This is a genomic window from Halopseudomonas sp. T1L2 (assembly GCF_055397385.1).
In genome coordinates this window covers 1758528-1781973 of record NZ_AP040865.1, presented here as the reverse complement: position 1 = coordinate 1781973, position 23446 = coordinate 1758528, and the positions used below count along the sequence as shown (strand labels likewise).

The 23446-nt window shown below is 61.0% G+C and carries 25 protein-coding genes; 16 read left to right on the top strand and 9 right to left on the bottom strand.

What is annotated here, in order from left to right; translation table 11 throughout:
• Positions 1–57: 57 nt before the first annotated feature.
• On the bottom strand, positions 58–957 hold the full coding sequence (locus ACZ5WQ_RS08270; RefSeq protein WP_228247753.1) for a LysR substrate-binding domain-containing protein: 900 nt from the start codon (positions 955–957) through the stop codon (positions 58–60).
• 108 nt (positions 958–1065) lie between these two features.
• On the opposite strand from ACZ5WQ_RS08270, the gene ACZ5WQ_RS08265 reads away from it, so the two are divergent.
• The 11 genes from ACZ5WQ_RS08265 to ACZ5WQ_RS08215 all read left to right on the top strand — a co-directional run bounded on the left by ACZ5WQ_RS08265 (position 1066) and on the right by ACZ5WQ_RS08215 (position 10967).
• Complete coding sequence (locus tag ACZ5WQ_RS08265; protein ID WP_269687004.1) at positions 1066–2178, top strand: S-(hydroxymethyl)glutathione dehydrogenase/class III alcohol dehydrogenase; 1113 nt, start codon at positions 1066–1068, stop codon at positions 2176–2178.
• A 180-nt stretch (positions 2179–2358) separates the two neighbouring features.
• Entirely contained in the window at positions 2359–3207 is an 849-nt protein-coding gene (gene fghA, locus ACZ5WQ_RS08260) for an S-formylglutathione hydrolase (RefSeq protein WP_464383552.1), read from the top strand.
• Between the two features lie 74 nt (positions 3208–3281).
• Positions 3282–3758, top strand: a complete 477-nt coding sequence (gene ispF / locus ACZ5WQ_RS08255) for a 2-C-methyl-D-erythritol 2,4-cyclodiphosphate synthase (protein ID WP_464383551.1) — start codon at positions 3282–3284, stop codon at positions 3756–3758.
• Positions 3751–4806 (top strand): tRNA pseudouridine(13) synthase TruD, encoded by a 1056-nt coding sequence (gene truD, locus ACZ5WQ_RS08250; protein WP_464383550.1) that lies wholly within the window; start codon positions 3751–3753, stop codon positions 4804–4806. Before ispF ends, truD begins: the two co-directional genes overlap by 8 nt.
• Entirely contained in the window at positions 4806–5555 is a 750-nt protein-coding gene (gene surE / locus ACZ5WQ_RS08245; RefSeq protein WP_228247679.1) for a 5'/3'-nucleotidase SurE, read from the top strand. The genes truD and surE overlap by 1 nt, the downstream gene beginning before the upstream one ends.
• Positions 5556–5557: 2 nt before the next feature.
• Entirely contained in the window at positions 5558–6229 is a 672-nt protein-coding gene (locus ACZ5WQ_RS08240; RefSeq protein ID WP_228247678.1) for a protein-L-isoaspartate(D-aspartate) O-methyltransferase, read from the top strand.
• A gap of 22 nt (positions 6230–6251) precedes the next feature.
• Positions 6252–7175 carry a polyprenyl-phosphate transporter gene (locus ACZ5WQ_RS08235; RefSeq protein ID WP_464383549.1) on the top strand — a complete coding sequence of 308 codons (924 nt, stop codon included), beginning with the start codon at positions 6252–6254 and terminating at the stop codon, positions 7173–7175.
• 53 nt (positions 7176–7228) lie between these two features.
• Positions 7229–8119, top strand: coding sequence for a peptidoglycan DD-metalloendopeptidase family protein (locus tag ACZ5WQ_RS08230; RefSeq protein WP_464383637.1), 891 nt, complete (start codon positions 7229–7231; stop codon positions 8117–8119).
• Between the two features lie 241 nt (positions 8120–8360).
• The gene (rpoS, locus tag ACZ5WQ_RS08225; protein ID WP_235005721.1) at positions 8361–9290 is read left to right on the top strand and encodes an RNA polymerase sigma factor RpoS; all 930 of its coding nucleotides are present in this window, start codon (positions 8361–8363) and stop codon (positions 9288–9290) included.
• 190 nt (positions 9291–9480) lie between these two features.
• Positions 9481–10053, top strand: coding sequence for a LemA family protein (locus tag ACZ5WQ_RS08220; RefSeq protein ID WP_228247675.1), 573 nt, complete (start codon positions 9481–9483; stop codon positions 10051–10053).
• Positions 10050–10967 carry an E3 ubiquitin ligase family protein gene (locus ACZ5WQ_RS08215; protein ID WP_233048241.1) on the top strand — a complete coding sequence of 306 codons (918 nt, stop codon included), beginning with the start codon at positions 10050–10052 and terminating at the stop codon, positions 10965–10967. Before ACZ5WQ_RS08220 ends, ACZ5WQ_RS08215 begins: the two co-directional genes overlap by 4 nt.
• Positions 10968–10990: 23 nt before the next feature.
• Here ACZ5WQ_RS08215 and ACZ5WQ_RS08210 read toward each other — a convergent pair whose 3' ends face one another.
• From ACZ5WQ_RS08210 to ACZ5WQ_RS08200, 3 genes are all read right to left on the bottom strand, one after another.
• The gene (locus tag ACZ5WQ_RS08210) at positions 10991–13057 is read right to left on the bottom strand and encodes a putative bifunctional diguanylate cyclase/phosphodiesterase (RefSeq protein ID WP_228247673.1); all 2067 of its coding nucleotides are present in this window, start codon (positions 13055–13057) and stop codon (positions 10991–10993) included.
• Positions 13058–13275: 218 nt separating this feature from the next.
• Entirely contained in the window at positions 13276–13857 is a 582-nt protein-coding gene (sodB, locus tag ACZ5WQ_RS08205) for a superoxide dismutase [Fe] (RefSeq protein WP_088273613.1), read from the bottom strand.
• A gap of 213 nt (positions 13858–14070) precedes the next feature.
• Positions 14071–14691 carry a LysE/ArgO family amino acid transporter gene (locus ACZ5WQ_RS08200; protein ID WP_464383636.1) on the bottom strand — a complete coding sequence of 207 codons (621 nt, stop codon included), beginning with the start codon at positions 14689–14691 and terminating at the stop codon, positions 14071–14073.
• A gap of 101 nt (positions 14692–14792) precedes the next feature.
• Here ACZ5WQ_RS08200 and ACZ5WQ_RS08195 point away from each other — a divergent pair, with 101 nt between their 5' ends.
• Positions 14793–15692, top strand: a complete 900-nt coding sequence (locus tag ACZ5WQ_RS08195) for a LysR family transcriptional regulator ArgP (protein WP_233048240.1) — start codon at positions 14793–14795, stop codon at positions 15690–15692.
• Positions 15693–15697: 5 nt separating this feature from the next.
• Here ACZ5WQ_RS08195 and ACZ5WQ_RS08190 read toward each other — a convergent pair whose 3' ends face one another.
• Together ACZ5WQ_RS08190 and ACZ5WQ_RS08185 are read right to left on the bottom strand one after the other, a co-directional pair.
• Positions 15698–16750, bottom strand: a complete 1053-nt coding sequence (locus ACZ5WQ_RS08190; protein WP_464383548.1) for a saccharopine dehydrogenase family protein — start codon at positions 16748–16750, stop codon at positions 15698–15700.
• A 77-nt stretch (positions 16751–16827) separates the two neighbouring features.
• Complete coding sequence (locus ACZ5WQ_RS08185; protein WP_233048238.1) at positions 16828–17190, bottom strand: hypothetical protein; 363 nt, start codon at positions 17188–17190, stop codon at positions 16828–16830.
• 248 nt (positions 17191–17438) lie between these two features.
• Between ACZ5WQ_RS08185 and ACZ5WQ_RS08180 the strand changes: the two genes are divergently transcribed.
• Both ACZ5WQ_RS08180 and ACZ5WQ_RS08175 read left to right on the top strand, forming a co-directional pair.
• Positions 17439–18323 (top strand): hypothetical protein, encoded by an 885-nt coding sequence (locus ACZ5WQ_RS08180; protein WP_464383547.1) that lies wholly within the window; start codon positions 17439–17441, stop codon positions 18321–18323.
• Positions 18323–18958, top strand: coding sequence for an acyl carrier protein phosphodiesterase (locus tag ACZ5WQ_RS08175; RefSeq protein ID WP_338212774.1), 636 nt, complete (start codon positions 18323–18325; stop codon positions 18956–18958). Before ACZ5WQ_RS08180 ends, ACZ5WQ_RS08175 begins: the two co-directional genes overlap by 1 nt.
• Here ACZ5WQ_RS08175 and ACZ5WQ_RS08170 read toward each other — a convergent pair.
• Positions 18892–19698: a lysophospholipid acyltransferase family protein gene (locus ACZ5WQ_RS08170; RefSeq protein ID WP_338212773.1), complete on the bottom strand. Its 807-nt coding sequence runs from the start codon at positions 19696–19698 to the stop codon at positions 18892–18894. The two genes, ACZ5WQ_RS08175 and ACZ5WQ_RS08170, sit on opposite strands and share 67 nt — an antisense overlap.
• 2 nt (positions 19699–19700) lie before the next feature.
• Positions 19701–20453: a GNAT family N-acetyltransferase gene (locus ACZ5WQ_RS08165; RefSeq protein ID WP_269687014.1), complete on the bottom strand. Its 753-nt coding sequence runs from the start codon at positions 20451–20453 to the stop codon at positions 19701–19703.
• Between the two features lie 187 nt (positions 20454–20640).
• Here ACZ5WQ_RS08165 and ACZ5WQ_RS08160 point away from each other — a divergent pair, with 187 nt between their 5' ends.
• Together ACZ5WQ_RS08160 and ACZ5WQ_RS08155 are read left to right on the top strand one after the other, a co-directional pair.
• Positions 20641–21426 carry an oxygen-binding di-iron domain-containing protein gene (locus ACZ5WQ_RS08160; protein ID WP_088273621.1) on the top strand — a complete coding sequence of 262 codons (786 nt, stop codon included), beginning with the start codon at positions 20641–20643 and terminating at the stop codon, positions 21424–21426.
• Positions 21427–21439: 13 nt separating this feature from the next.
• Positions 21440–22600 carry a phospholipase D-like domain-containing protein gene (locus ACZ5WQ_RS08155; protein WP_464383546.1) on the top strand — a complete coding sequence of 387 codons (1161 nt, stop codon included), beginning with the start codon at positions 21440–21442 and terminating at the stop codon, positions 22598–22600.
• Between the two features lie 47 nt (positions 22601–22647).
• Here ACZ5WQ_RS08155 and ACZ5WQ_RS08150 read toward each other — a convergent pair whose 3' ends face one another.
• The gene (locus ACZ5WQ_RS08150) at positions 22648–23412 is read right to left on the bottom strand and encodes an enoyl-CoA hydratase (protein WP_088273623.1); all 765 of its coding nucleotides are present in this window, start codon (positions 23410–23412) and stop codon (positions 22648–22650) included.
• Positions 23413–23446 lie beyond the last annotated feature (34 nt).

Here is a 23446-nt window from a genome sequence, read left to right as displayed (position 1 = left end):
TTGCTGGAGCCTACTGTACCGCAGACCGCTACCGGACCGCACGGATACTGCGCAGGCTTACGGCTGCGTTGTGCGATATTCGCTGCGCTGGGCCAGCCCCTGCTTCAGGTAATCGACCAGTTGCCGTACCTTGGGGGAAAGATGCCTTTGCTGCGGATACAGTGCCCAGACTGCAGTGTGTGGCGGTTGGTGCTGAGGCAGCAGGGCTCGCAGGGAGCCGCTGCGCAGGTGCTCCTGCACGTAATAGTCGGGCAGCTGACACAGACCAAAACCGCGCAGGGCTGCATCCAGCACCGCCTGACCACTGTTGCAGCGCCAGTTGCCCTGCACGCGTACAGGCAGTTCGCGACCGCGCTGTTGAAACGACCAGACGTCGCTGCTGCCGATCAGGCAGTTGTGGCGCGGCAGTTCCGACAGGCTGTGCGGTGCGCCAAAACGTTCCAGATAGGACGGTGCGGCGCACAGGTACATATGCCGCGGCGCAATACGTGTGGCGATCAGGCTTGAGTCCTGCAGCCGGCCCAAACGAATGGCCAGGTCGTAGCTGCCGTGCAGCAGATCCAGGGTCTGGTTGGTCAGCGTCATCTCGACCCGCAGCTGCGGGTGCTGCTGCATGAAGTCATTGACCAGCGGCATGATGAAACTCTCCCCATAGGCCACCGCGCAGGTCATGCGCAGCAACCCTTTGGGCTCGCTGCCCAGGTCGGTGATGGCCTGCAGGGCTTCGTCTCGGGCGTCGATCAGCCGCTGGCAGTGTTGCAGAAAGGTCTGGCCGGCTTCGGTCAGACTGACGCGGCGGGTGCTGCGATAGAACAGGCGGCTCTGCAGGCGGTCTTCCAGTCTGGCAATCTGGCGGCTGACATGGGATGAGGAAACACCCAGGCGAGCGGCAGCGCCAGTGAAGTGTCCAGTCTCGGCTACGGCGACAAATTCGTCGATACCTTCCCAGTTGCTCATGGATTATCCCTGTGGGGCAATAATGTTTTTTCTGGTGGGTGATTATCCACGAAACAGCTCTCTACTACACTTGCCAGCCTGTACTTCCGTCATCCAATGGAGAATCCCATGATCAAGTCCCGGGCCGCCGTAGCCTTTGCGCCGAATGAACCCCTGCAGATTGTTGAAGTGGACGTTGCGCCGCCGCAGGCTGGCGAGGTGCTGATTCGCATTGTTGCCTCCGGTGTTTGCCATACCGATGCCTACACCTTGTCCGGTCAGGACAGCGAAGGCGTATTTCCCTGCATTCTCGGTCACGAGGGCGGCGGTGTGGTCGAAGCGGTCGGCGAGGGCGTCACTTCGGTGAAGGTCGGCGATCACGTGATTCCGCTGTATACCGCCGAATGCCGCGAGTGCAAATTCTGCAAGTCCGGCAAGACCAACCTGTGCAGCTCGGTGCGCACCACCCAGGGCAAGGGCCTGATGCCCGACGGCACCAGCCGCTTCAGCTACAACGGCAAGCCGGTCTACCACTACATGGGCTGCTCCACGTTCTCCGAGTACACCGTACTGCCGGAGGTCTCGGTTGCCGTGATTCCCAAGGAAGCACCGCTGGAAAAGGTCTGCCTGCTGGGCTGTGGCGTCACCACCGGTATCGGCGCAGTACTGAACACTGCCAAGGTGGAGGCCGGTTCAACGGTTGCCATTTTCGGTCTGGGCGGTATCGGTCTGGCCGCTATCATCGGCGCCAAGATGGCCGGTGCCAGCCGCATCATAGGTATCGATATCAACCCGGCAAAGGAAGGTATTGCCCGTGAGCTGGGCATGCATGAGTTTGTCAATCCGAAGGATCACGACAAACCGATTCAGGAAGTGATCGTCGACATGACCGACGGCGGCGTGGATTACAGCTTCGAGTGCATCGGCAACGTTCAACTGATGCGCGCGGCGCTGGAGTGCTGTCACAAGGGCTGGGGCGAATCCACCATCATCGGCGTCGCACCGGCCGGTGCCGAGATCAGCACCCGCCCGTTCCAGCTGGTCACCGGTCGCGTCTGGCGCGGCAGCGCCTTTGGTGGCGTCAAGGGCCGTACCGAACTGCCGAGTTACGTCGAGAAATCCCAGAAAGGCGAAATCCCGCTGGACAGCTTCATCACCCACACTATGGGCCTGGAGCAGATCAACGAGGCGTTTGAACTGATGCACGAAGGCAAGAGCATTCGGACAGTCATTCATTTCTAAATCAGCCGCAAGCTTCAAGCCTCAAGCTTCAAGAAAAACCTGCCCGGTAATGAATCGGGTGGGTTTTTCGAAGCTTGATTTGGTAACCCGGACTCGGAATGTATTTGCGGGTCCTGCAGTGATGCACACTTCGCTTGTCGCTTGTCGCTTGTCGCTTGCCGCTGAAACCGGAGGTTTCTTATGAACGACATTGAACTGGTCTCCGCCAACAAGAGCTTTGGCGGCTGGATGAAGCGTTATCGTCACCGCTCCCAGGTGCTGCACTGCGATATGGTGTTCGGTATTTACCTGCCGCCGCAGGCGGATCAGGGCAAGCCGCTGCCGGTGCTGTACTGGCTGTCGGGGCTGACCTGTACCGATGAAAATTTCATGCAGAAGGCTGGTGCGCAGCGCTTGGCGGCCGAGCTGGGCATGGTCATCGTTGCCCCGGACACCAGCCCGCGGGGCGAAGGCGTGCCGGATGACGCCGAGGGCGCCTATGACTTCGGTCTGGGTGCCGGTTTTTACGTCAATGCCACCGAGCAGCCCTGGGCGCAGCACTACCGCATGTATGACTACGTGGTACAGGAGTTGCCGGCTCTGATCGAAGAGCACTTCCCGGTGTCGGATCAGCGCTCAATCAGCGGCCACTCGATGGGCGGCCACGGGGCGCTGATCTGTGCGCTGAAAAATCCTGGCCGCTATCGCTCGGTGTCGGCATTTGCGCCGATCACCAATCCGAGTGATTGTCCTTGGGGCCACAAGGCGCTGGGGCAGTATCTGGGCAATGACCGTGCGGCCTGGAAGGCGTGGGATACCTGTGAACTGCTGGCAGGCGCGACTGAGCGTCTGCCGCTGCTGGTCGATCAGGGCGAGTCCGATAACTTCCTGGCTGAACAGCTCAAGCCTGAAGCACTGGAAGCGGCCGCGGCAGCTGCAGGGTACCCGTTGACCCTGCGTCGCCAGCCCGGCTACGACCACAGCTACTACTTCATCGCCAGCTTTATTGATGACCACCTGCATCATCATGCTGCGGCGCTGGGGCTGTAGAGCGGCGACCGTGGCCTGTTCCCTGTCATGTCGAGGCGGTAGAATCGCCGCCATCGACTGACGGGAGACTTCACATGCGTATTGGCCACGGCTACGACGTTCATCGCTTTGGCGATGGCGATTTCATCACCCTCGGTGGCGTGCAAATCGCGCATAACCGGGGGCTGGTGGCTCATTCCGATGGTGACGTGCTGCTGCACGCATTGGCTGACGCATTGCTTGGCGCTGCCGCGCTGGGTGACATCGGCCAACACTTCCCCGATACCGACCCCGAATTCAAGGGCGCTGACAGCCGCGTGCTGCTGCGTCACGTCATGAGCCTGCTCCGCGAGCGCGGCTGGAAGGTGGGCAATGTGGATGCCACCATCGTCGCCCAACGGCCGAAGATGGCGCCGCATATTCCGCTGATGCGCGAGCAGATCGCAGCGGATCTGGGCGTCGCGCTGGATCAGGTCAACGTCAAGGCAACCACCACTGAAAAGCTCGGTTTCACCGGTCGTGAGGAAGGGATTGCCGTACACGCGGTCGCCCTGTTGCTTGCCGATGACTGAGCAACTGCTGGGCCCCCGGGCCTGGGGTGAAAGCTGCGGCAGGGCAACACTTAAGGCAACGCCAGACGACTTTCGCGTGACCGAAGTGCTGGACATCGCACTCAGTGGGTCAGGAGAGCACCTCTGGTTGCTGCTGGAGAAGCGCGGCCTGAATACCGAAGAAGTCGCCAGGCAGCTGGCCCGCGCGGCCGGTATTTCGCTGCGTAACGTCAGCTACGCCGGGTTGAAGGATCGTCAGGCAGTCACCCGCCAGTGGTTCAGTCTGCAGCTGCCGGGCCGCGCCGATCCGGATTTCAGTGCGCTGTGGAGTGAGCAGCTGCGTTGCCTCGAGCAGACCCGTCACCAGCGTAAGCTGCAGCGTGGTGCGCACAGCGCCAACGGTTTCTTTGTTCGGCTGACCGACCTGCAAGCCGATCGCGCCGAGCTGGATACACGGCTGAAGATCATTGCCGCTCAGGGCGTGCCCAATTATTTCGGCCCGCAGCGCTTCGGCCGCGACGGCAGCAACCTGCACGACGCTCGCCGTTGGGCCGGGCAGGGCGGCTATCCGCCGGCACGCGGCACGCGGTCGCGGTTGCTGTCGACGGCGCGCAGTCTGCTGTTCAACCGGATGCTCGCCAGGCGCGTTGCCGGTGGCAGCTGGAACCGCATTCTGGACGGCGATTGCCTGGCCTTTACCAACAGCCGGAGCCAGTTTCCGGCCAGGGAGCTGGTCGCTGACGACCCGCGCCCGGCGGCGCTGGACCTGCATCCTACCGCAGCGCTTTGGGGGGCTGGTGAGCTGGCCAGCAGTGGCGCCACGGCGCAGCTTGAGCAGCAGGTTGCGGCGGCAGAACCGGAACTGGCCGCCTGGCTCGAAGGGGCTGGTCTGGAGCAGGCGAGACGGATTTTACGCCTCCCCATTCAGGGGCTTACGTGGCATTATCCGTCCACCGATTGTCTCGAACTGGAATTTACCTTGCCTACCGGCTGCTTCGCCACGGCGTTGCTGCACGAGCTGCTGGAACTCTCCAGTGTTCCCGGTGGCGGGCTGGAAACGGAAAACTGATGCGTATTCTGATTGCCAATGATGATGGTGTGCTGGCGCCGGGTATCAAAGCCCTGCACGGCGCGCTGGCCGATTATGCCGACTGTGTGGTGGTTGCTCCAGCGGAGGACCGTAGCGGCGCGAGCAGCGCGCTCAGTCTGGACCGGCCGCTAAGGCCGTTCACCCTGGAAAACGGCTTTATCGGTATCAACGGAACCCCGACCGACTGCGTGCATCTGGGCCTCAATGCGCTGTATGAAGACAGCATTGACATGGTGGTGGCAGGAATCAACCTCGGCGCCAACCTTGGCGACGATGTGTTGTATTCCGGCACGGTTGCGGCAGCGCTGGAAGGGCGATTTCTGTCTCGTCCTGCCATGGCATTCTCTCTGACCGGCCGACAAACCGATAACCTGCCGGCGGCAGCCTACTTCGCCCGGCAGATGGTCGAGGCTCATGATCAGCTTGATCTGCCGCCGCGTACGGTGCTTAACGTCAATATTCCCAATCTGCCGCTTGAGCAGATCAAGGGCATTCGCCTGACCCGGTTGGGCCACCGCGCGCGTGCCGCCAAGCCGGTCAAGTGGGTTGACCCGCGTGGCAAGGAGGGATACTGGATTTCAGTGGCCGGCGACGCCGAGGACGGTGGTGAAGGGACGGACTTCCATGCCGTCATGCAGGGCTATGTGTCGGTTACGCCTCTGCGTGTCGACAAGACCCTGTACGAGGTGTTCGACCACCTTGAGAGCTGGCTGGACGGATTGGGCTGAGCATGGGACACGACGACCTTTACCGTGCCGGCATCGGCATGACCTCGCAGCGCACACGTGAGCGCCTGCTTGAGCGGTTATTTGAAGAAGGTATTCGTAATTTGCACGTGCTCGAAGCCATTCGCCGCACGCCTCGCCACCTTTTCGTCGATGAAGCACTGTCGCACCGGGCCTACGAAGACACAGCGCTGCCGATCGGCCACAACCAGACCCTGTCCCAGCCGTATATCGTCGCCCGCATGACCGAGCTGCTGCTCGGTGGCGGGCCGCTGGACAAGGTGATGGAGGTCGGCACCGGCTCCGGTTACCAGACTGCCATTCTGGCCAAGGTGGTTGAGCGGGTCTTCAGCGTTGAACGTATTCTGCCGCTGCAGGAACGTGCCAAGCGCGTGCTCCGAGACATCGACGTACGTAATGTGGTGTTTCGTCATGCGGATGGTAACTGGGGTTGGCCGCAATATGGCCCCTACGACGCCATCCTGGTCACCGCGGCGCCGGCCGAGATACCGCGTGAGCTGCTCGGTCAGCTGGCCGACGGTGGTCGTCTGGTCATTCCGGTTGGCGAGCACGAGCAGCATTTGATGCTGGTTGTTCGTCACGGCGACGAATTCACCTATCAGCAGGTCGAACCTGTGCGCTTCGTGCCGCTGCTGGCCGGCGCTATCCATTCCTGATTCTGTCTTTAAGGACGTCTGTGTGAAGGCATTTCTGTTGATCTTTCTCCGTGGCGTCGCCATGGGGGCGGCCGATGTTGTTCCGGGCGTCTCGGGCGGCACAATTGCCTTCATCTCCGGTATTTATGATCGCCTGCTGGCCGCGATTGCCGCCTGCACGCCAAACAAGCTGGTGTGGCTGTTGCGTGGCCGCTTTGTCGATACCTGGAGGGCCATCGACGGTGCCTTTCTACTCACGCTGCTGGCCGGTATTGTCTGCAGCATTGCTACCCTTGCCCGGCTGATAACCTACCTGCTGACGCATCACGGTTTGCTGGTCTGGTCGTTTTTCTTCGGTCTGATTCTGGTCTCGGTCTATCTGGTAGGGCGCGAGATCCCGCGCTGGAATCTGGCTGCCGTGATGGCTGCCGTGTTGGGTGCCCTGTTTGCCTATCTGATTACCGTGGCGTCGCCGCTGGCCTTGAGCCTGACACCGTTGAACGTGTTTTTGGGCGGATGCATCGCGATCTGCGCGATGATTTTACCTGGCATCTCCGGGAGCTTTATCTTGCTGCTACTGGGGTTATATACCGGTATTCTTCAGGCGGTAAAAAGTGCCGACTTTGCCCTGCTTGGGCTGTTTGCACTGGGCTGCATAACCGGGCTGCTGTGCTTTTCGCGGTTGCTATCCTGGCTGCTGAATCACCTGCGCAGTGTAACTCTGGCCTTCCTTACGGGCCTGTTGATCGGCTCGCTTAACAAGGTGTGGCCCTGGAAACAGACCCTGACCTGGCGGGTTGACAGTCATGGTGAACGGGTGCCGCTGCAGGAGCTGAATCTCTTGCCACAGCGCTATGCCGAGCTGACCGGAGAGCCCTCTCTCTGGCAGGCCGGAATGGCATTGATGGTGCTCGGCGTGGTATTAGTGTTGTTATTGGAATGGTGGGGACGGCGCGCTGCAACCTGAGAGCAGGTGGCACGTGTGCATTGCGGGTGAGACTGAACGGGAGCCAACCAGGAATGGGGCTGTGTGTGCGTTACCGGCATGGGGCCGTTGGGTCGGCACAAGGTGTCGGCATCGTGTTTTTGGCGGCAATACTGGCCGCATGCGCCGGGCCTTCCGGCACCGTCCCTATTGACGACCGCGGTCGCGGTGGCACCCGTGCGCAGACAATAACCACCGGACATCACACCGTACAGCGCGGCGAGACGCTCTACCAGATTGCCTTTCGCTATGGCTGGGACTGGAAAGAGCTGGCCAGCGTCAACAACTTGCGCGCGCCTTATACCATTTACCCCGGTCAGCGCATCAGCCTCGGCCGAGCTTCGCGCTCGGCGGGCGCTACCGTTGCCGCTGCACCGGTCACCCCCCGGCCCACGGCCGCCCCTGGGCCAGCACGCTCAGCCTCTGCTGCGGTCCCAAGTGCACCGTCGGTGACTAGCACTTCCGCCGCTGAAAATTCTCGTAATACTTCTGTTGCCAATCGATCGCCGGCCTCTGCAGCGCGCCCCGCAGAGGCTGCCTCCGCTGCGGTCAGCGCCGCTGGCTGGAGCTGGCCGGCGCGGGGCCAGCTTTTGGCGCGGTTTCAGTCAAACGGCAGATTGAATAAAGGGATTGATATTGCCGGGCAATTGGGTGAGCCTGTGAGAGCAGCATCCGACGGGGCCGTGGTTTATGCTGGCCGTGGCCTGATTGGATATGGCGACATGATCATCATCAAGCACGACGAAACCTATCTGAGCGCCTATGCGCACAATAGCCGTCTGCTGGTCAAGGAAGGCGATCAGGTCAAGGTTGGTCAGGTTATTGCCGAAATGGGCAGTAGTGGTACTGACCGGGTCAAGCTGCATTTCGAGATCCGGCGCAAGGGTCAACCTGTAGACCCGTTGGCGTATTTACCGAGATCTTGATGGTACTGTGTCGGTGGTGCTGACACAGGGTTGTCACTTTTGACAGTCAGTCTGCCTTGAGGTGAGAGCCCTGTTGCATTGCGACAGTCAGAAGGAAGCACTGCCCATCTTGGGGTGTGATTCGGTGGGTTGTGTCTTTTCCGCGTTTTACCGGAAGTGGGGCACGCATATGGCAGTAAAAAATAAGAAACAGCCAGAGCAGGTCAGATCGTTGGACAACGCGTCGCCAGACAGCGTCATCATGGATGATGGGGAGGGGAACGAAATGCCTGTGTCCGTAGACAGCAAGCGGGTTACGCCGCGCAATCATCGCCGCGAAAACGCGTTTGACTTCACCAAGCAACTGGATGCGACCCAGTTGTATCTCAACGAGATCGGTTTTTCCCCCCTGCTGACGCCCGAAGAGGAAGTACATTTTGCGCGCCTGGCGCAAAAGGGCGACCCTGCCGGACGAAAGCGCATGATCGAAAGCAACCTGCGGTTGGTTGTGAAGATTGCCCGGCGCTACGTCAACCGTGGGCTGACCCTGCTGGATCTGATCGAAGAGGGCAATCTGGGCCTGATCCGGGCGGTGGAAAAGTTCGACCCGGAGCGCGGCTTCCGCTTTTCAACCTACGCGACCTGGTGGATTCGTCAGACCATTGAGCGGGCGATCATGAATCAGACACGTACCATTCGTCTGCCGATTCATGTCGTCAAGGAACTGAATATCTATCTGCGCGCGGCCCGCGAGCTGACCCAGAAGCTCGATCACGAGCCCTCTCCGGAAGAAATAGCCCAGTTGCTGGACAAGCCGGTCGAAGACGTCAAGCGCATGCTTGGACTCAACGAGCGGGTTGCCTCGGTCGACATGTCACTGGGCCCCGATTCGGACAAGACACTGCTCGACACCCTGACCGATGAACAGGGCTCCGATCCGTGCGACTTGCTGCAGGATGATGACCTGAACGCCAGTATTGACCAGTGGCTGGGAGAGTTGACGGAAAAGCAGTGCGAAGTGGTTACGCGGCGCTTCGGTCTGCGTGGCCACGAAAGCAGTACTCTGGAAGAGGTCGGCCGCGAAATCGGCCTTACCCGCGAGCGGGTAAGACAGATTCAGGTCGAAGCGCTCAAACGCCTGCGCGACATTCTCGAACAGCACGGGCTGACCGGCGAGTCGCTGTTTCAGTAGAGGGTGCGGCCTGCCAATCGTTGTTCTGAAAGCCGCCTGCGTTCGCGCATGGCGGCTTTTTTTCAATCTCTTTATAGTGAGTTATTCGGATCCGTCGGGGGTCTGCACGAGCGCGTGGCCGTAACGCCAGTATTCGGCCGGGTGGGGCGCTCGACCGTCAAATCAGATAAGTGGAACAGGAGAGCAGGGAATGGAACTGACAACGGTCATTGTGTTGGTAGTGCTGGGCGTTGTGCTGCTCTACGCGATCATGCTCTACAACCAGTTGGTGAGCGTAAAGCATGCGGTCAGCCAAGCGTGGTCCAATATCGATGTTCTGCTGCGTCAGCGGCATGATGAGCTGCCCAAGCTGGTTGAAGCCTGCCGGCGCTACATGCAGCATGAGGCGCAAACGCTTGAGCGGGTCATCGCTGCGCGGGGTGCGGTTGCCTCTGCGCGCGCAGAGTCGGATGTGAAGGGCGTCGGACGGGCAGAAACGGCGCTGCGGGCGGGACTGGGGCAGCTGTTCGCGCTGGCCGAGAATTATCCCGATCTGAAGGCCAGCGAGTCGTTCCAGCATCTGCAGGAGCGTATTACCGGGCTGGAGAACGGGATTGCCGATCGCCGCGAACTGTACAACGCGGCGGTAAATATCAACAACGTGCGCATCGAGCAGTTTCCCGAGGTGCTGCTGGCGCGGCTGTTCGCGTTCAAACCGGCCACATTGCTGCAGTTCAGTGATGAAGAGAAGGCCGACGTGGATATCCGGACCCTGTTTTCATGATTGATGTGCACGGCGTACTGCTGCTGTCGCCGGTCAATTATTATCTTTTCGGTTCGCTTATCACGGCGGCGGCGCTTGTCTGTCTGTATGTCATGCTCAGTCGTCTGCGTCGTGCTCGCTGGCTCGAAGACACCCCGACGTCGAAGGTGCGCTCGGCCGCCCAGGGGCTGGTTGAGCTTCAGGGGCGGCTCGATGCGGGAGGTCACTCACTGCTGGTTTCACCGCTCGGGGGTGTTGATTGTCTCTGGTACCGCTTTCGTGTCGAGGAGTACCGCCGCAGTGGTAAGAATGACAATTGGCAGACGGTCGAGCAGGGCTGCTCCGAACGGCCCTTCCTGCTTTGCGACGATACCGGGAGCTGCTGGGTCATGCCCAAGGGCGCGGAAGTTCATCCGCGTCACCGGCGGCGCTGGGAGGGCTCTCAGCGTTGGCCTGCTGGCCAATCGGTCAAGACCGGCCTGCTGGCCAGCCTGATCGGTAAACGCTACCGCTATACCGAAGAGTGGTTCGCGGAAGGTGAGGTGCTTTACGCACTCGGCTGGTTCGAGAGTCGTGGAGGTGGGCGCGACGAATTCGATCGCCAGGCGGCGGCGCGCCAGGTAATCAGTCGCTGGAAGGCGGACTATGACGATCTGCTGGCCCGCTTTGACCGTGACGCTGACGGCCAGCTGGACATGACGGAGTGGGATCGGGTCAGGCAGGCGGCTGATGTTGAATCAGAGCGGCTCGCCCGAGTGGAAGGGCAGCGTCCGCTGGTACACGCGCTGGGCAAGCCGAAGCGGCGCGGGCTGCCGTTTATTCTCTCGGATCACCATGAGCAGGACCTGAGTCGTCGCCTGCGTCGCCGCTCACTCTGGAGTCTGATCGGGTTGGTTATCACTGCACCACTGGCGTGCTGGTTCTGGATCGCCTGACGATCAGCTCAGCTCAGCTCAGCTCAGCTCAGTTCGGATCGACGCGCCTTGTTGCTGGCGCCCTCGTAAGCGTGCAGCCAATCGGTAAAGGCGGTGGCGGACAGTGGGCGGCTGTAGTAATAGCCCTGACCCTCATTGCATCCCTGAGCGATGATGTAGGCCTCCTGCTCTGCCGACTCGACGCCTTCGGCAATGACCTGCATATTAAGGCTGCGACCCAGCTGGATGATGGCGCGAACGATGGTTGCGTCGTCTTCGTCAATCAGGACATCCTGAACGAAGCTGCGGTCGATCTTGATCTTGTCCAGCGGCAGCCCGCGCAGGTAACTGAGCGAGGAGTAGCCGGTACCAAAATCGTCGATTGCAATCTGCACGCCGGCCTTTTTCAGGCTGTTGAGATGACCCGCGGCGGCTGAAATATCTTCCATCAGGCCGGTTTCGGTGACTTCCATCTCAAGGCAGCGGGGTGGCAGCTTGTAGCGCTGGATCAGGTTGGTCACTACGCGGGAGAGTTCGCTGTGGTGCAGTTGCACGGTAGACAGGTTGACCGCCATGCGCAGTTCGGTCATGCCGCTGTCGTGCCAGATACGCAGCTGGCGACAGGACTGGTCCAGAACCCATTCACCGATTTCAATGATGCTGCCGTTCTGCTCAGCCAGCGGTATGAACAGATCCGGTGGTACCAGCCCGCGTTCTGGATGGTGCCAGCGCAGCAGGGCTTCCACACCAACTACGCGGTGATCGTCATAGGCGATTTGTGGCTGGTAGACGAGGTGGAATTCGTTGCGCTCCAGCGCTCCGCGCAACTCCTTGTCGAGTTCCCGGCGTACGCGCATTTCGCTGTCGAGGCTGGCGATGTAGAACTGGTAGCGATTCCGTGAGCGCGCCTTGGCCAGCATCATTGTCTGTTCGGCCTTCTGCAGCAGCTTCTCTGCATTATCGCCGTCGTCCGGGAACAGGGTGATGCCGATTGTCGCTCGCAGGCTGACGGTGTGGTCACCAATCTCGAACGGTCGACCAAGGTCGTCGAGGATGGTTTGCGCCAGCTCGGCTGCCTCGTATGGCTCACTGACACCGGTTTGAACCAGGGCGAACTGGTCGCCTCCCAGTCGTGCCAGGCTGCCGAGCCGTCCGCTGTTGGCGCGCAGGCGGTCGGCAACGGTGACCAGCAGGCTATCGCCAGACTGGTAGCTGAACTGCTCGTTGATTTCCTTGAAGTCGTCCAGCCCGCAGCACAGTACGGCAACCCCCCGTTGGCGCCTGCCGGCGTCGCCGAGGATACGGCTGAGCTGCTCCTGCAGCATGCTGCGATTGGGCAGGCCGGTCAGGTGGTCATGCTGGGCCATGTGCAGCAGGTTCGCTTCGGCTTCGCGTCGGCGATTGCTGTTGCGTTCGATGGATTCCAGCAGTTCGTTGGCCTTGTTGATCCACAGGCCGAGTTCGTTCCTTTCCTGGCCTGGCAGCATCGGAATATGCATCTTGCCCGGATGGTCGGGGTTAATGTCACTGATCCGATCAATGATGCCCGCCAGTGGTTTGGTCAGCAGAAAGTGATAAAGCAGGTAGAGCGCCAGCGCCATCGCCACCGCTCGCAATATGCCGGATACAAGGATGACGAGGGAGCTTTGCAGGAAATCTTCGCCGTAGGGCGCGGTGTCCAGGACGATTCTCAGATCGCCGTAATACTCGTTGTAGGGCTCTCGGCCAAATAGAGCAACGCTGTAATGCTGCTCGACGCCGAATAGCCAGTCTGTAACGCTGCGTAGTGGACTTTCAATCAGTGGACGCTCGCGGCTGGCCAGCTGGGTTTCGTCCGGATGGCCAATGGAGGCAAAGCGTACGGCGGGGTGTTCGAACAGTCCACCTATGACCTGCAGTGCCATTTCCCGGTCCAGGCTGTAGACCGCCTGGGTTGCAGGGTCCTGGGACATGGCGAGGATCTGCTCGGCAGTCTGATCGATCTGCTGACGTTCCTTGCGAAGGTCAAACGCAATCTGCCCCAGGCTCAAAATCAAGCCGACCAGCAACGCCCAGAGCAATACAAGGCGAAGCAGCTTTATAGAGAGACTGTGCCGGCGCTCGAGCTTCAAGGTATTGTTATTCCTTTCCTGATGAATTGCGCGGTTAAGTCATCATGCAGGCATTGCCCGCAGCAGCGCAAGACTCCCATAGGTACATTGTTAAGTGAACCTACGCCTGAGTATCGACAATCCTTTGGGTGAGGTCAAAGTGCGATCATGTTCCCGATGCCTGAAAGCACAACACCCTGCCGGAGCAGGGTGTTGTGGGGACGCAGAATCAGTCAGGATCAGGCAGCGTAGTTTTTCGCTACGAAGTCCCAGTTGACCAGGTTCCAGAACGCTTCGACGTACTTCGGACGTGCATTGCGGTAATCGATGTAGTAAGCGTGTTCCCAGACGTCGCAGGTCAGCAGCGGGGTGTCGCCGCTGGTCAGCGGGCAGCCCGCGCCGATGGTGCTGGCCAGTGCCAGGGAGCCGTCAGCCTTCTTGACCAGCCAGCCCCAGCCGGAACCGAAGGTGCCGATAGATACCTTGCTGAACTCTTCCTTGAATGCTGCGAAAGAGCCGAACGCCTTGTTGATGGCTTCGGCCAGTTCGCCTGTCGGCTCACCGCCGCCGTTCGGGCTCAGGCAGTTCCAGTAGAAGGTGTGGTTCCAAATCTGCGCTGCGTTGTTGAAGACGCCGCCGCTGGAAGTCTTGATGATCTCTTCCAGGCTCTTGCCTTCGTACTCGGTGCCCGGAACCATGTTGTTCAGGTTCACAACGTAGGTGTTGTGATGCTTGCCATGGTGGTAGTCCAGAGTCTCGGCAGAGATGTGCGGTTCCAGTGCATTCTTTTCGTAAGGGAGTGCGGGTAATTCAAAAGCCATGGTTTATCTCCATCGTCAGGTATCACGTTCCGGGAACGATCACGTCGTCCGTCTCGACATTCGGCCAGGGCTGGCTGGCAGCCTGTGGCGAGTTGTCTGCGCCTTCTTGCCGGTAGCTGCTGCTTGCTCCGCCGGGCGCTGCCCGTCTTGCGATCGGGAAGCCCCGATCATAGCACCTGAATGTGCCGCTATCCACGCACCTTCCATGTGGGTTTAGCCCTCCCAGAGGGTCTGCAGCGCGGGTTTTGCCAGTGACCAGGCGATAGCCAGCATCATTGCAGCAACTGCGAGGTCGATGCAGCGCCAGGTAATCGGTCGGTGAAGTACCGGAGCCAGGCGGGCCGAGCCCAGTGCCAGCAGGGTGAACCACAAGATGGATGCGCTGGCCGCGCCGAGGGCGAAAACCAGGGGGAGGCTGTGCTGTGCCGCCAGGCTGCCAATCAGCACCATGGTGTCAAGATAGACATGGGGATTGAGCAGAGTGACCGCCAGGGTTGAGAGCAGCACGGCACGACGTGATCGCGAGGGTGCGCCCATCGCTTTCAGACCCCGTGGGGTCAGTGCGCGCAACAACGCTTGCAGGGCGTAGACGGTCAGGAAGGCCACGCCGCCCCAGCGAGTGATCTCCATTGCCAGCGGATGGGCCTGCAGCAGCGCGGCAAGGCCGAAGGTGCCGGCGAGAATCAGGATGGCATCGCAGGTCATGCAGATCAGCGCGACGCTGACGTGATGTTCCCGGCGCAGGCCCTGGGCAAGGACAAAGGCATTCTGTGCGCCGATGGCCATGATCAGGCCGGCGGCAGCGATCATTCCGCTGAAGTAACTGTAGAACAGGGTGGGCATTTTGGGGCTCCGGCTGATAACGGCGCCAGTGTGCAGTAGATTGCGTTATTAGAAAAAACAATAATGCTGATGTCACATTAGGAAAGATAATCATGCTGGATTACAAGCTTCTGGCCGCATTGGCCGCGGTGGTAGAGCAGGGCGGCTTCGAACGGGCAGCCGGTGTGTTGGGGCTATCCCAATCGGCGATCTCGCAGCGCATCAAGCTGCTGGAGGCACGCTTGGGCGCTCCGGTGCTGGTCCGTGCAAATCCGCCCCAGGCAACCGCAGCGGGTCAGCGGTTGCTTAACCATGTCCAGCAGGTCAGGCTGCTGGAGCGCGATCTGCGCCATGACCTGCCGCAGATCTCCAGCGACGCCGGCCGCACCCGGCTGAGAGTGGCCCTGAATGCGGACAGCCTCGCGACCTGGTGGGCTGGCGCGGTTGCACCCTGGTGCGAGCGTGAGAGGGTGCTGCTGGACCAGCAGCTGGAGGATCAGGACGTAGGGCTAAGACGAATGCGCAGTGGCGAGGTGGCTGCCTGTCTGTGCGCGGTTGAGCAGCCGGTTGCCGGTGCCCGCAGCTTGCTGTTGGGCGAGATGCATTATCTGGCGGTAGCGAGCCCAGGTTTTATTCGGCGCCACTTCCCCGATGGGCTCTCACAGACCGACGTGCGCAGTGTTCCCGCTGTAGTGTTCGGCCCGGATGATCAGTTGCAACATCGGTTTGTCAGGCAGTTGGGTGTTGATGGTGAGTTTGAGTATCACCTGTGTCCTTCGTCCGAGGGCTTTGTCCGTATGCTTGAGGCGGGTATTGGTTGGGGTATGGTGCCTGCACTGCAGATTGGCGATGCGCTGCGTGCGGGGCGGTTGCAGGAGCTATCGCCGGGCTGGTCGCAGCCTGTGCCGCTCTACTGGCATTACTGGCGAAGCGGCGGGCAGCTGCTTGAAGGGCTGACCGCAGAGTTGGCCCGCCGGGCGCCGGCCTTGCTGGCGCCCGGCGTATCACCCTAGCCGGGCTACTCGATGTGCATTGGGCCGGAACCAGGCAGGTTCTCGATACACTCCGGACCCAGCAGCCGGGACGGTGTGTAGTAGCCCGGAGCTGGCTGGTTTTCCAGCAGAAAACCAACTGCGTAAAGGGCTCCCTCGACTGTCACATCATAGGCGTTGGCCGTTTCGATGCGGGCAACTACCTTTTTACCGGCGCGGTTTTGCGCTTCGCCCCAGACATAACAGCGAGCGGCTTCGCGCTGCTGATGATCGGGCCCCTGGATGCGACGGCCAACCAGATATTTCAGCAGTGCCTGCACCGGTGCCAGGCCAAGCAGCGCACGGAACCGGTCGAGGCGGCGCAGACGGGCGGCGGCGCTCGGCGCCATCGGGATAAACACTTCGATATCGTCTATGCCGGTGGTGAACCAGGCGGTGGCAATATCACCCCAGGGAATGGTGACCGCATGTTTTGTCCCGTTGCCAAAATCGATTTCACGGCTTTGATACGCCAACGGAACGGTTTGAATGCGATCATCCTTGCGGACCCGGCCGCCGTATTTCAGCCCTTCCACCGAGGTTCTGGCAGTGCCGGGCGACAGCGAGCTGTGGGTGTCAAAACCCAGAGCCAGGCGGTCTGCATCATGCAGTGCGAGTTTCAGCCTGGCGGCGATGCAGTCGGTCGGGATGACATCGAACCCGACGCCGGGGCAGAGGACAATGCCCGCCTGCTCTGCGTCGGCCTGGCGCTGCTGGGCGGCGACGAACACATCGATTTCGCCGGTAATGTCGAGGTAATGACAGCCAGCCGCCAGACAAGCGTCGACCATCGGGCCACTGGTAGCGGAAAACGGGCCGGCACAATGCAGTACGACCTGAATGTCCTGCAGGCCTTCACAGATCTGCTGCGGACGATTGAGATCGAAGCAGCGGAAGGGCAGATTCAGTTCATTTGCCAACGCACTGATGGTCTGGCGATTGCGTCCGGCCAGTATGGGGCGCAGGCCACGTTGCGCAGCGGCTCTGGCCAGTAGTTGGCCGGTGTAGCCGTTGGCGCCGTAGATCATCCATTGCTGCATGCGCGTGCTCCTGTCTGAAAAGGAGCTCTCAGAGTAATGACTTGAGTCGGCGCGCGCCAGCGCGGGCCCGGTTGGCGTCAGCTGCGAATGACCTGCCCGCGATAAATACGAACGCTGCCGCTCGGCGCCTCAGCGTGCTCCGACTCGGCCTCCAGGCGGGCTCTGTTTTCCTGTCGATGCTGGAATTGACGGGACGCAATTGCGCCCTGTGCCAGTGGCGATTGCGCCTGATCATCCTGGCCCGGCCTGATCATGTCCGCCAGGCGGGTGCCGAGTTCGCGAATCTCGGCCGAGCTGCTGTCCCGGCTTAATCCGATCATGCTCTCGACGGCGTCCGGATCGCCCAGGCGGATGGTTACGCCCAGAGTGCGTTTGAGCTGTCGGCGCAGTGCTGTCATGCAATCCAGGGTGGCGCGGTTGAACTGTGCTTCGGCAATCATGCTCATACCCCCTTAGGTGATTGGCGATAAAAGGTGTTATAGCCAAGTCGAATTTCCGCAAGCAGAATACGTACCAATATGCGTTGGGTCGCGGATAGCAGCCGTTTGACGCAGGTCAAAGCATCGCCACGGCAGCGATCGGCTCTGTTTTGCGGTCTGTGGTGCGGCCTGCTGGTGCATCCTTGCACTGCTCTGGCGCAGGGGTTTCAGGGTTTGATTGCCGAGAGTTTGATTGCTGAGAGGTTGAGATGAAGGAACCGGAGTTGGGTGAACTGCCGAGCATCAGTGCTACTCGTGACAGTCGGTCGGATGGCCGGGGAGGACTGCCGCCGCATGTGGACGGGTTGCGAGCAGAGCCGTCGGCACCGGTCGCGGCGGCTGGCAGCGGGCCGCTCTGGGCATTGTGTGGCGCGCTCTTTCTGGCATTGCTGGGCTTGGGCTACTGGACCCATCAGCAGCAAAGCCAGCTGAGTCAGCAACTGGTTGCAACCCAGAACAGTTTTGCCCGCATCAGTGAAGAAGCCTCAGGGCGCATTCAGGACATCACCGGCAAGGTGTCGGCGACCGAGGACTCCCTCGGTGCTGCCGAGCAGGATCGCAAGGCGCAGCTGGTTCGTATTGAGGACATGCTGCAGGCGGTACGCAAGGAGCAGGGTGAGCACAGGCAGCAACTGGCATCACTGCAGCAGGCCGACCAGCGCAGCTCAGAGCGGGCCACGACCCAGCAGGCGGCGATTACGGCGCTGCAGGCCAGCTCCGCGGCGTTGCAGGAGCAGGGCAAGGAGCGGTCCGACAGTCTGGCACTACTGCAACAGCGCTTTGCCGAGGCTAACCAGGCGCTGGAACAGATGCAAACCCAGCTCGGGACCTTATCGGTGGTTCAACTGCAACTGGGTCAGCAGGCCGAGCAGCTGGATGAACTCAAGCAAGGGTTGATCGCACTGCAGAACAAGGGCAACGACGAGGCGGTGGAACAGGCGGTGCTGGCGATGCGAGCGGAGCTGGATCGACGCCTGGCCGCCAATGATCAGGCGCTGCAGGCAATCGACAGTTTCAGGCTGCAGACCAATCGCAGTCTGACGACGTTGCAGACGCAGGTCGCCGCACTGCACGCGCAGGTGGAAGGCAACTGATGAATTTCCTCGCGCACTTGCTGCTGGGCTCGCAGTCGCCGGAACAGGCGCTGGGCAGCATGCTGGGCGACTTTGTAAAAGGACCGGTCCACCGGCTCGAACTGCCGGAACCGGTGCGCGAGGGTATTGTTCTGCACCGGCGGATCGACAGCTTTACCGACGCCCATCCGCTGGTGCTGCAAAGCAAGGCCAGAGTAAGCAGCCGGCGTCGACGTTTCGCCGGGATTCTGGTTGACATGTTCTACGATCATTTGCTGGCGCGGCACTGGTCGCGCTTTGCGGACCGGCCGCTCGAAGACTTCACCCGGGATGTCTATCGGCAGCTTCTGGCGCAGCGCGAATGGATGCCTGAGCGGGCCTGGACGGTGGTGCACTACATGAGCGAGCAGGACTGGTTGAGCAGCTATGCCGAGCTGACCCACCTGCACCGGGCGGTAGACAACATGGCGCGGCGGCTACGGCGCGAGAACCCGTTGCCGGGCGGGGTGGCTGAGCTGGAAACGGCCTATGAGGCCTTTGAGGCCGACTTTCTCGCATTCATGCCCGAGCTGCAGCGCTACGCCGAGGGTCAGGCTGCCGCCTTGACCTCGGCTGTTTCGTCCTCGACCCTGCCGTCCTCCAGCCCCAACGCCTGACAGACCGAGGCGTGTGCACTGCGCGCCAGCTGGTTACGGTTCAGTCGGCTGCTGTCGAGTATCGGCAAGAACCGAACGTCGACCTCTATATCCTTCGACCCAAGCAGGCGCCACAGGTGCTGCGAGAATTCATCGTCGTTGATGAACGGAGCAATTGAGTCGCGTTCACTCGCGTAGCGGTAGGCAAGAGCCACCGGCTGGGTCGGCACCTGTGCCTCGATGGCGGCTGACAGCAGGCGGCCATGGAAGGTGCGCACCCTGTCGCCAGCGGTAGTGGTGCCTTCTGCAAAAATCACCAGGCTGCGCTGAGCTACCAACACACTGGTCAACTGTTCCTGAACGGTGCTGGACGTACCCTGACCACGCTGGATAAAACAGGTGCCGGCGGCGCCCGCCAGCCAGCCTATCACCGGCCAGTCGCGTACTTCCGCCTTGGACAGAAAGTGCACCGGCGCCTGTGCGCCGAGCACCACGATATCCAGCCATGACACATGATTGCTGACCCACAGGGTAGTGCCTGAAGCCGGTGCGCCGGTAACGCGAATCTGCAACGGCAGAATGCGGATCAGGTTGCGCATCCACCAGCGGGTGAGCTTCTGGCGCTGACGGTCCACCCTGGCGGGTTGCAGCTGTTGCATGAGCTGAACCCAGCAGACCAGCAGCAGCCCACAGGCAATCCAGCCAATCACTGCCATCAGGCGGATGACCCGGCGGGGCGTGCTTACCGAGCGGCCAGGCATGCTCAGCTCGCCTTGAAGTGGCGCGCGTAGCGTGGGCAGAGCTGTTCGCGGCGCAGCAGAATAAAGACGTCGGCGCAGTTGAACTCCGGATCCCAGCAGGGTTCACCGCAGATTTTGGCACCCAGACGCATGTAGGCCTTCAGCAGCGGCGGCAGCTGGGCGGTGACGTTATCGGGCAGGCTGCGCTCCGGTAGCGGCAAGCGCGGAATCGCGTTCAGATGCTCGCGGCACAGGTAGCGGTTGCGCAGGCGTTGCATGATCGCGTGAGCCTGCACGCCGCCGTCATGCATTTCGATGCTGGCGCACCCCATCAGGTAGCTGTAGCGTCGCTCATTCATCAGTTGGGCAAGGCCAGACCAGAGAACCGAAATGGTTGCACCGTTGCGGTAGTCGGCGTGCACGCACGTACGACCGATTTCCATGACGTCGCCGCGCAAATCGCCCAGGCCAACCAGCTGAAACTCGCTTTCGCTGTAGAAACCGCCGGCACTGCGGGCGCGCTCGCTGTCGAGGATACGGGTGGTCGCTACCACTTCTCCGCTGCGCTGGTCGCGGACGATCAGGTGTTCGCAGTGCAGATCGTAGCGATCCTGATCGAGTCCCTGCTCGGCGCCGTGCAGACGGGCTCCGCATTCTTCGCCGAAGACGCGGTAGCGCAGGGCTTGGGCGGCGCGCAGACTGTCCGGGGTGGCGGCCAGTTCGACCGTCAGACAGCGGTTGGCTGATTCTTCAAAGGCAAGGGCTGCATCTGTCATGGACACCTCCGTCCGGGCATCTTCAGTGATGTTCAGGCTGAGGCTATGGCGTGGCAGTGTCAGGCTGGTGACGGTGCGATGACGTTACTGTGACGTCTTTATCCCTTGATGCAGGTCACTGGCGCTCAGGTTCTGGGCGTATACACTCCTGAGACTCTCTTTCCACTGCAGGTTAAGGTGATTGTCTATGGCGAGTCCGCCCCGAGTATTGTTCGACAATGGTTCGCACCAGGTGCTCTGCTTCGATCAACTGGTGACGGGTGATGGCGTGCAGTCGAACCAGTTTCTGATCATTGATCATGATCAGCATGCACTGCTCGATCCGGGCGGTGACCTCACCTACACACCGTTGTCGATGGCGGTCAGCCGCTATATCCCGTTGCGCGAGCTGACCTATGTGTTTGCCTCGCACCAGGACCCGGACATCATTGCATCGCTGGACAAGTGGTTCCTGCATACCAACTGCCGGGTGGTCTGCTCGAAACTGTGGGCGCGTTTTCTGCCGCACCTGAGTGCGGGTTTTTTGACCAAGCACACGGGCATGACCACCACCGAACGCATGATCGCTGTGCCCGATCGCGGGATGGATGTGCCGCTGGGACAAACGGTGCTCAAGGTATTGCCGGCGCATTTTCTGCACTCGGTCGGCAATTTGCACTTTTATGACCCGATCAGCGGCATTCTGTTTTCCGGTGATATGGGGGCATCGATGGTCGATGATGCGGAACCTGTGACCGACTTTGCGACTCACAAGAGCACGATGGAGGGGTTTCATCGGCGTTACATGGCGGGCAACAAGGCCTGCCGTCTGTGGGCCAACATGGTCAGGCAACTGAAGCCGAAGATGATCGTGCCGCAGCATGGACGTCCGTTTGCCGACCCGGATACCATTTCGGCGTTCCTCGACTGGATCAGTAACCTGGAATGCGGCCTCGATCTGTTGACGCAGGAGGACTACCGCATTCCCTCATAAGACAGGGAGTGACATGACTGCGCGGGTGTACCAGTGGCGAACCGGCAATCGGTTCGAATTGCTGATCGATGGTGACAACTTCTTCCCGCGCATCCTTGCTGCGCTCGATCAGGCGGTCGAGCGTATCGACATTGAGCTGTATCTGGTGGACTCTGGCCGCAGCACCCGGCAATGGCTGGAGGCGCTGCAGCATGCGCGTCGACGCGGCGTGCAGGTTCGTTGCCTGCTTGATGCCATCGGCACCGACGGTTTGAGCCGCCGTGAGCGGCTTGAGCTGGAGCAGATGGGAGTGGACCTGCAGTTTTATAATCCTCCCAGTCTGTTCAGTGGCCATCGGCTGTTCCATCGTGACCATCGAAAACTCTTCATTATTGACCGGCGCATGGCCTTTGTCGGCGGCACCGGTATCACCGATACCTTTTGTCAGCTTGACCCGGAAACAGGCAGAACACCCTGGCACGAGCAAATGCTGGAAGTGCAGGGGCCGGTAGTCGAGGACTGGGTCGACCTGTTCGAGCGTATCTGGGAGCAGGGCGGTCGACGTGAAAAGCGCGGGCTGTCTGCCGTGCGTCGGGTACATATTCCGCCGGTGCCCGCTGGCGGGACCGGGCATGGCCGTGTCTCCTATATCGGTGCGCGCGAGCAGAAGGAAGTGGTCGTATCACTGTTGGCGGCGCTGCGCCGAGCCGAGCAGCGGGTTTGGCTGGCTACACCGTATTTCCTGCCCTCCTGGCGGATTCGCAGAGCGCTGGCACGGGCGGCCAAACGCGGCGTTGATGTGCGTTTGCTGCTGTGCGGTATGACCATTGACCATCCGCCCGTGCGCTACGCCGGTCAGCGTTTCTACACGAGGTTGCTCAAGGCCGGTGTGCGTATCTACGAATACCAGCCGCGCTTTACCCATCTGAAGACAGCGCTGGTGGACGACTGGGTGTCACTCGGCTCATGCAACTTCGATCACTGGACGTTGCACTGGAATCTCGAGGCCAATCAGCAGGCGGTTGATCCTGATCTGGCACAAGCGGTTGCCGAGAGTTTCGAGCAGGATTTTGCCGAGAGCGATCTCTGGACATTGGCAGGCTGGCGCCGGTTGACGTTGTGGCACCGATTCAAGATTCGCTTCTGGGGGCAAATCAATCGATCGGTGATGTGGCTGTTCGGCATCCCGCGTTAGCTGAACCGCCTGCACCGGCCCCGCGGCGGGGCCGGCAGCGGGGCGGGTCAGGCGAAGACCGGCTTGCGCTTCTCCATGAAGGCAGTCAGTGCTTCGCGCGCTTCGGCGCCACCGAGCAACTGGGCGAAGTGCTGGCCCTCGGTTTCCATGACCTCATCGGCGGTGCGGCTGATGCCGGCACGGATCAGTTGTTTGGTCAGGCGAACCGATCCCGGCGGTTGCTCGGCGATGCGCAGTGCAGCCTTGCGGGCGGCCTGCAGAACCGCTTCACCGGCCGGTAATGCCTGATTGACCAGTCCGATCTCGGCGGCGCGGCTGCCGCTGATTTCTTCACCGAGCAGTAGCAACTCGGCGGCACGCGGGTGACCCAGCAGGCGCGGCAGCAGGAAGCTCGATCCAGCTTCCGGGCACAGGCCGAGATTGACGAATGGCATTTTCAGGCGCGCGTTCTCGGCGGCGTAAATCAGGTCGCAGTGGAGCAGCATGGTGGTGCCGATGCCGACCGCCGGGCCATTGACCGCAGCAATCAACGGCTTGCTGGCGTGGCAGATGGCCTTGAGGAAGACGTACACCGGGCTGTCGGTGCCGCTGCGTTCGTTCTTGATGAAATCGGCAACGTCGTTACCGCTGGTGAAACACTCGGTACTGCCCTGGATGACGACGGCGCGGATGCTGGCATCGTCCTGCGCGGCGTTGATGGCCTCGCCCATGACGCCATACATGTCACGGGTCAGGGCATTTTTTTTGTCGGCGCGGTTCAGCGTCAGGGTTAATACGCCCTCGCTGCGGTCGATCAGCAGGTGTTCGCTCACGGTCTACTCCACATGTCGTTCGGGTATTTGGGGT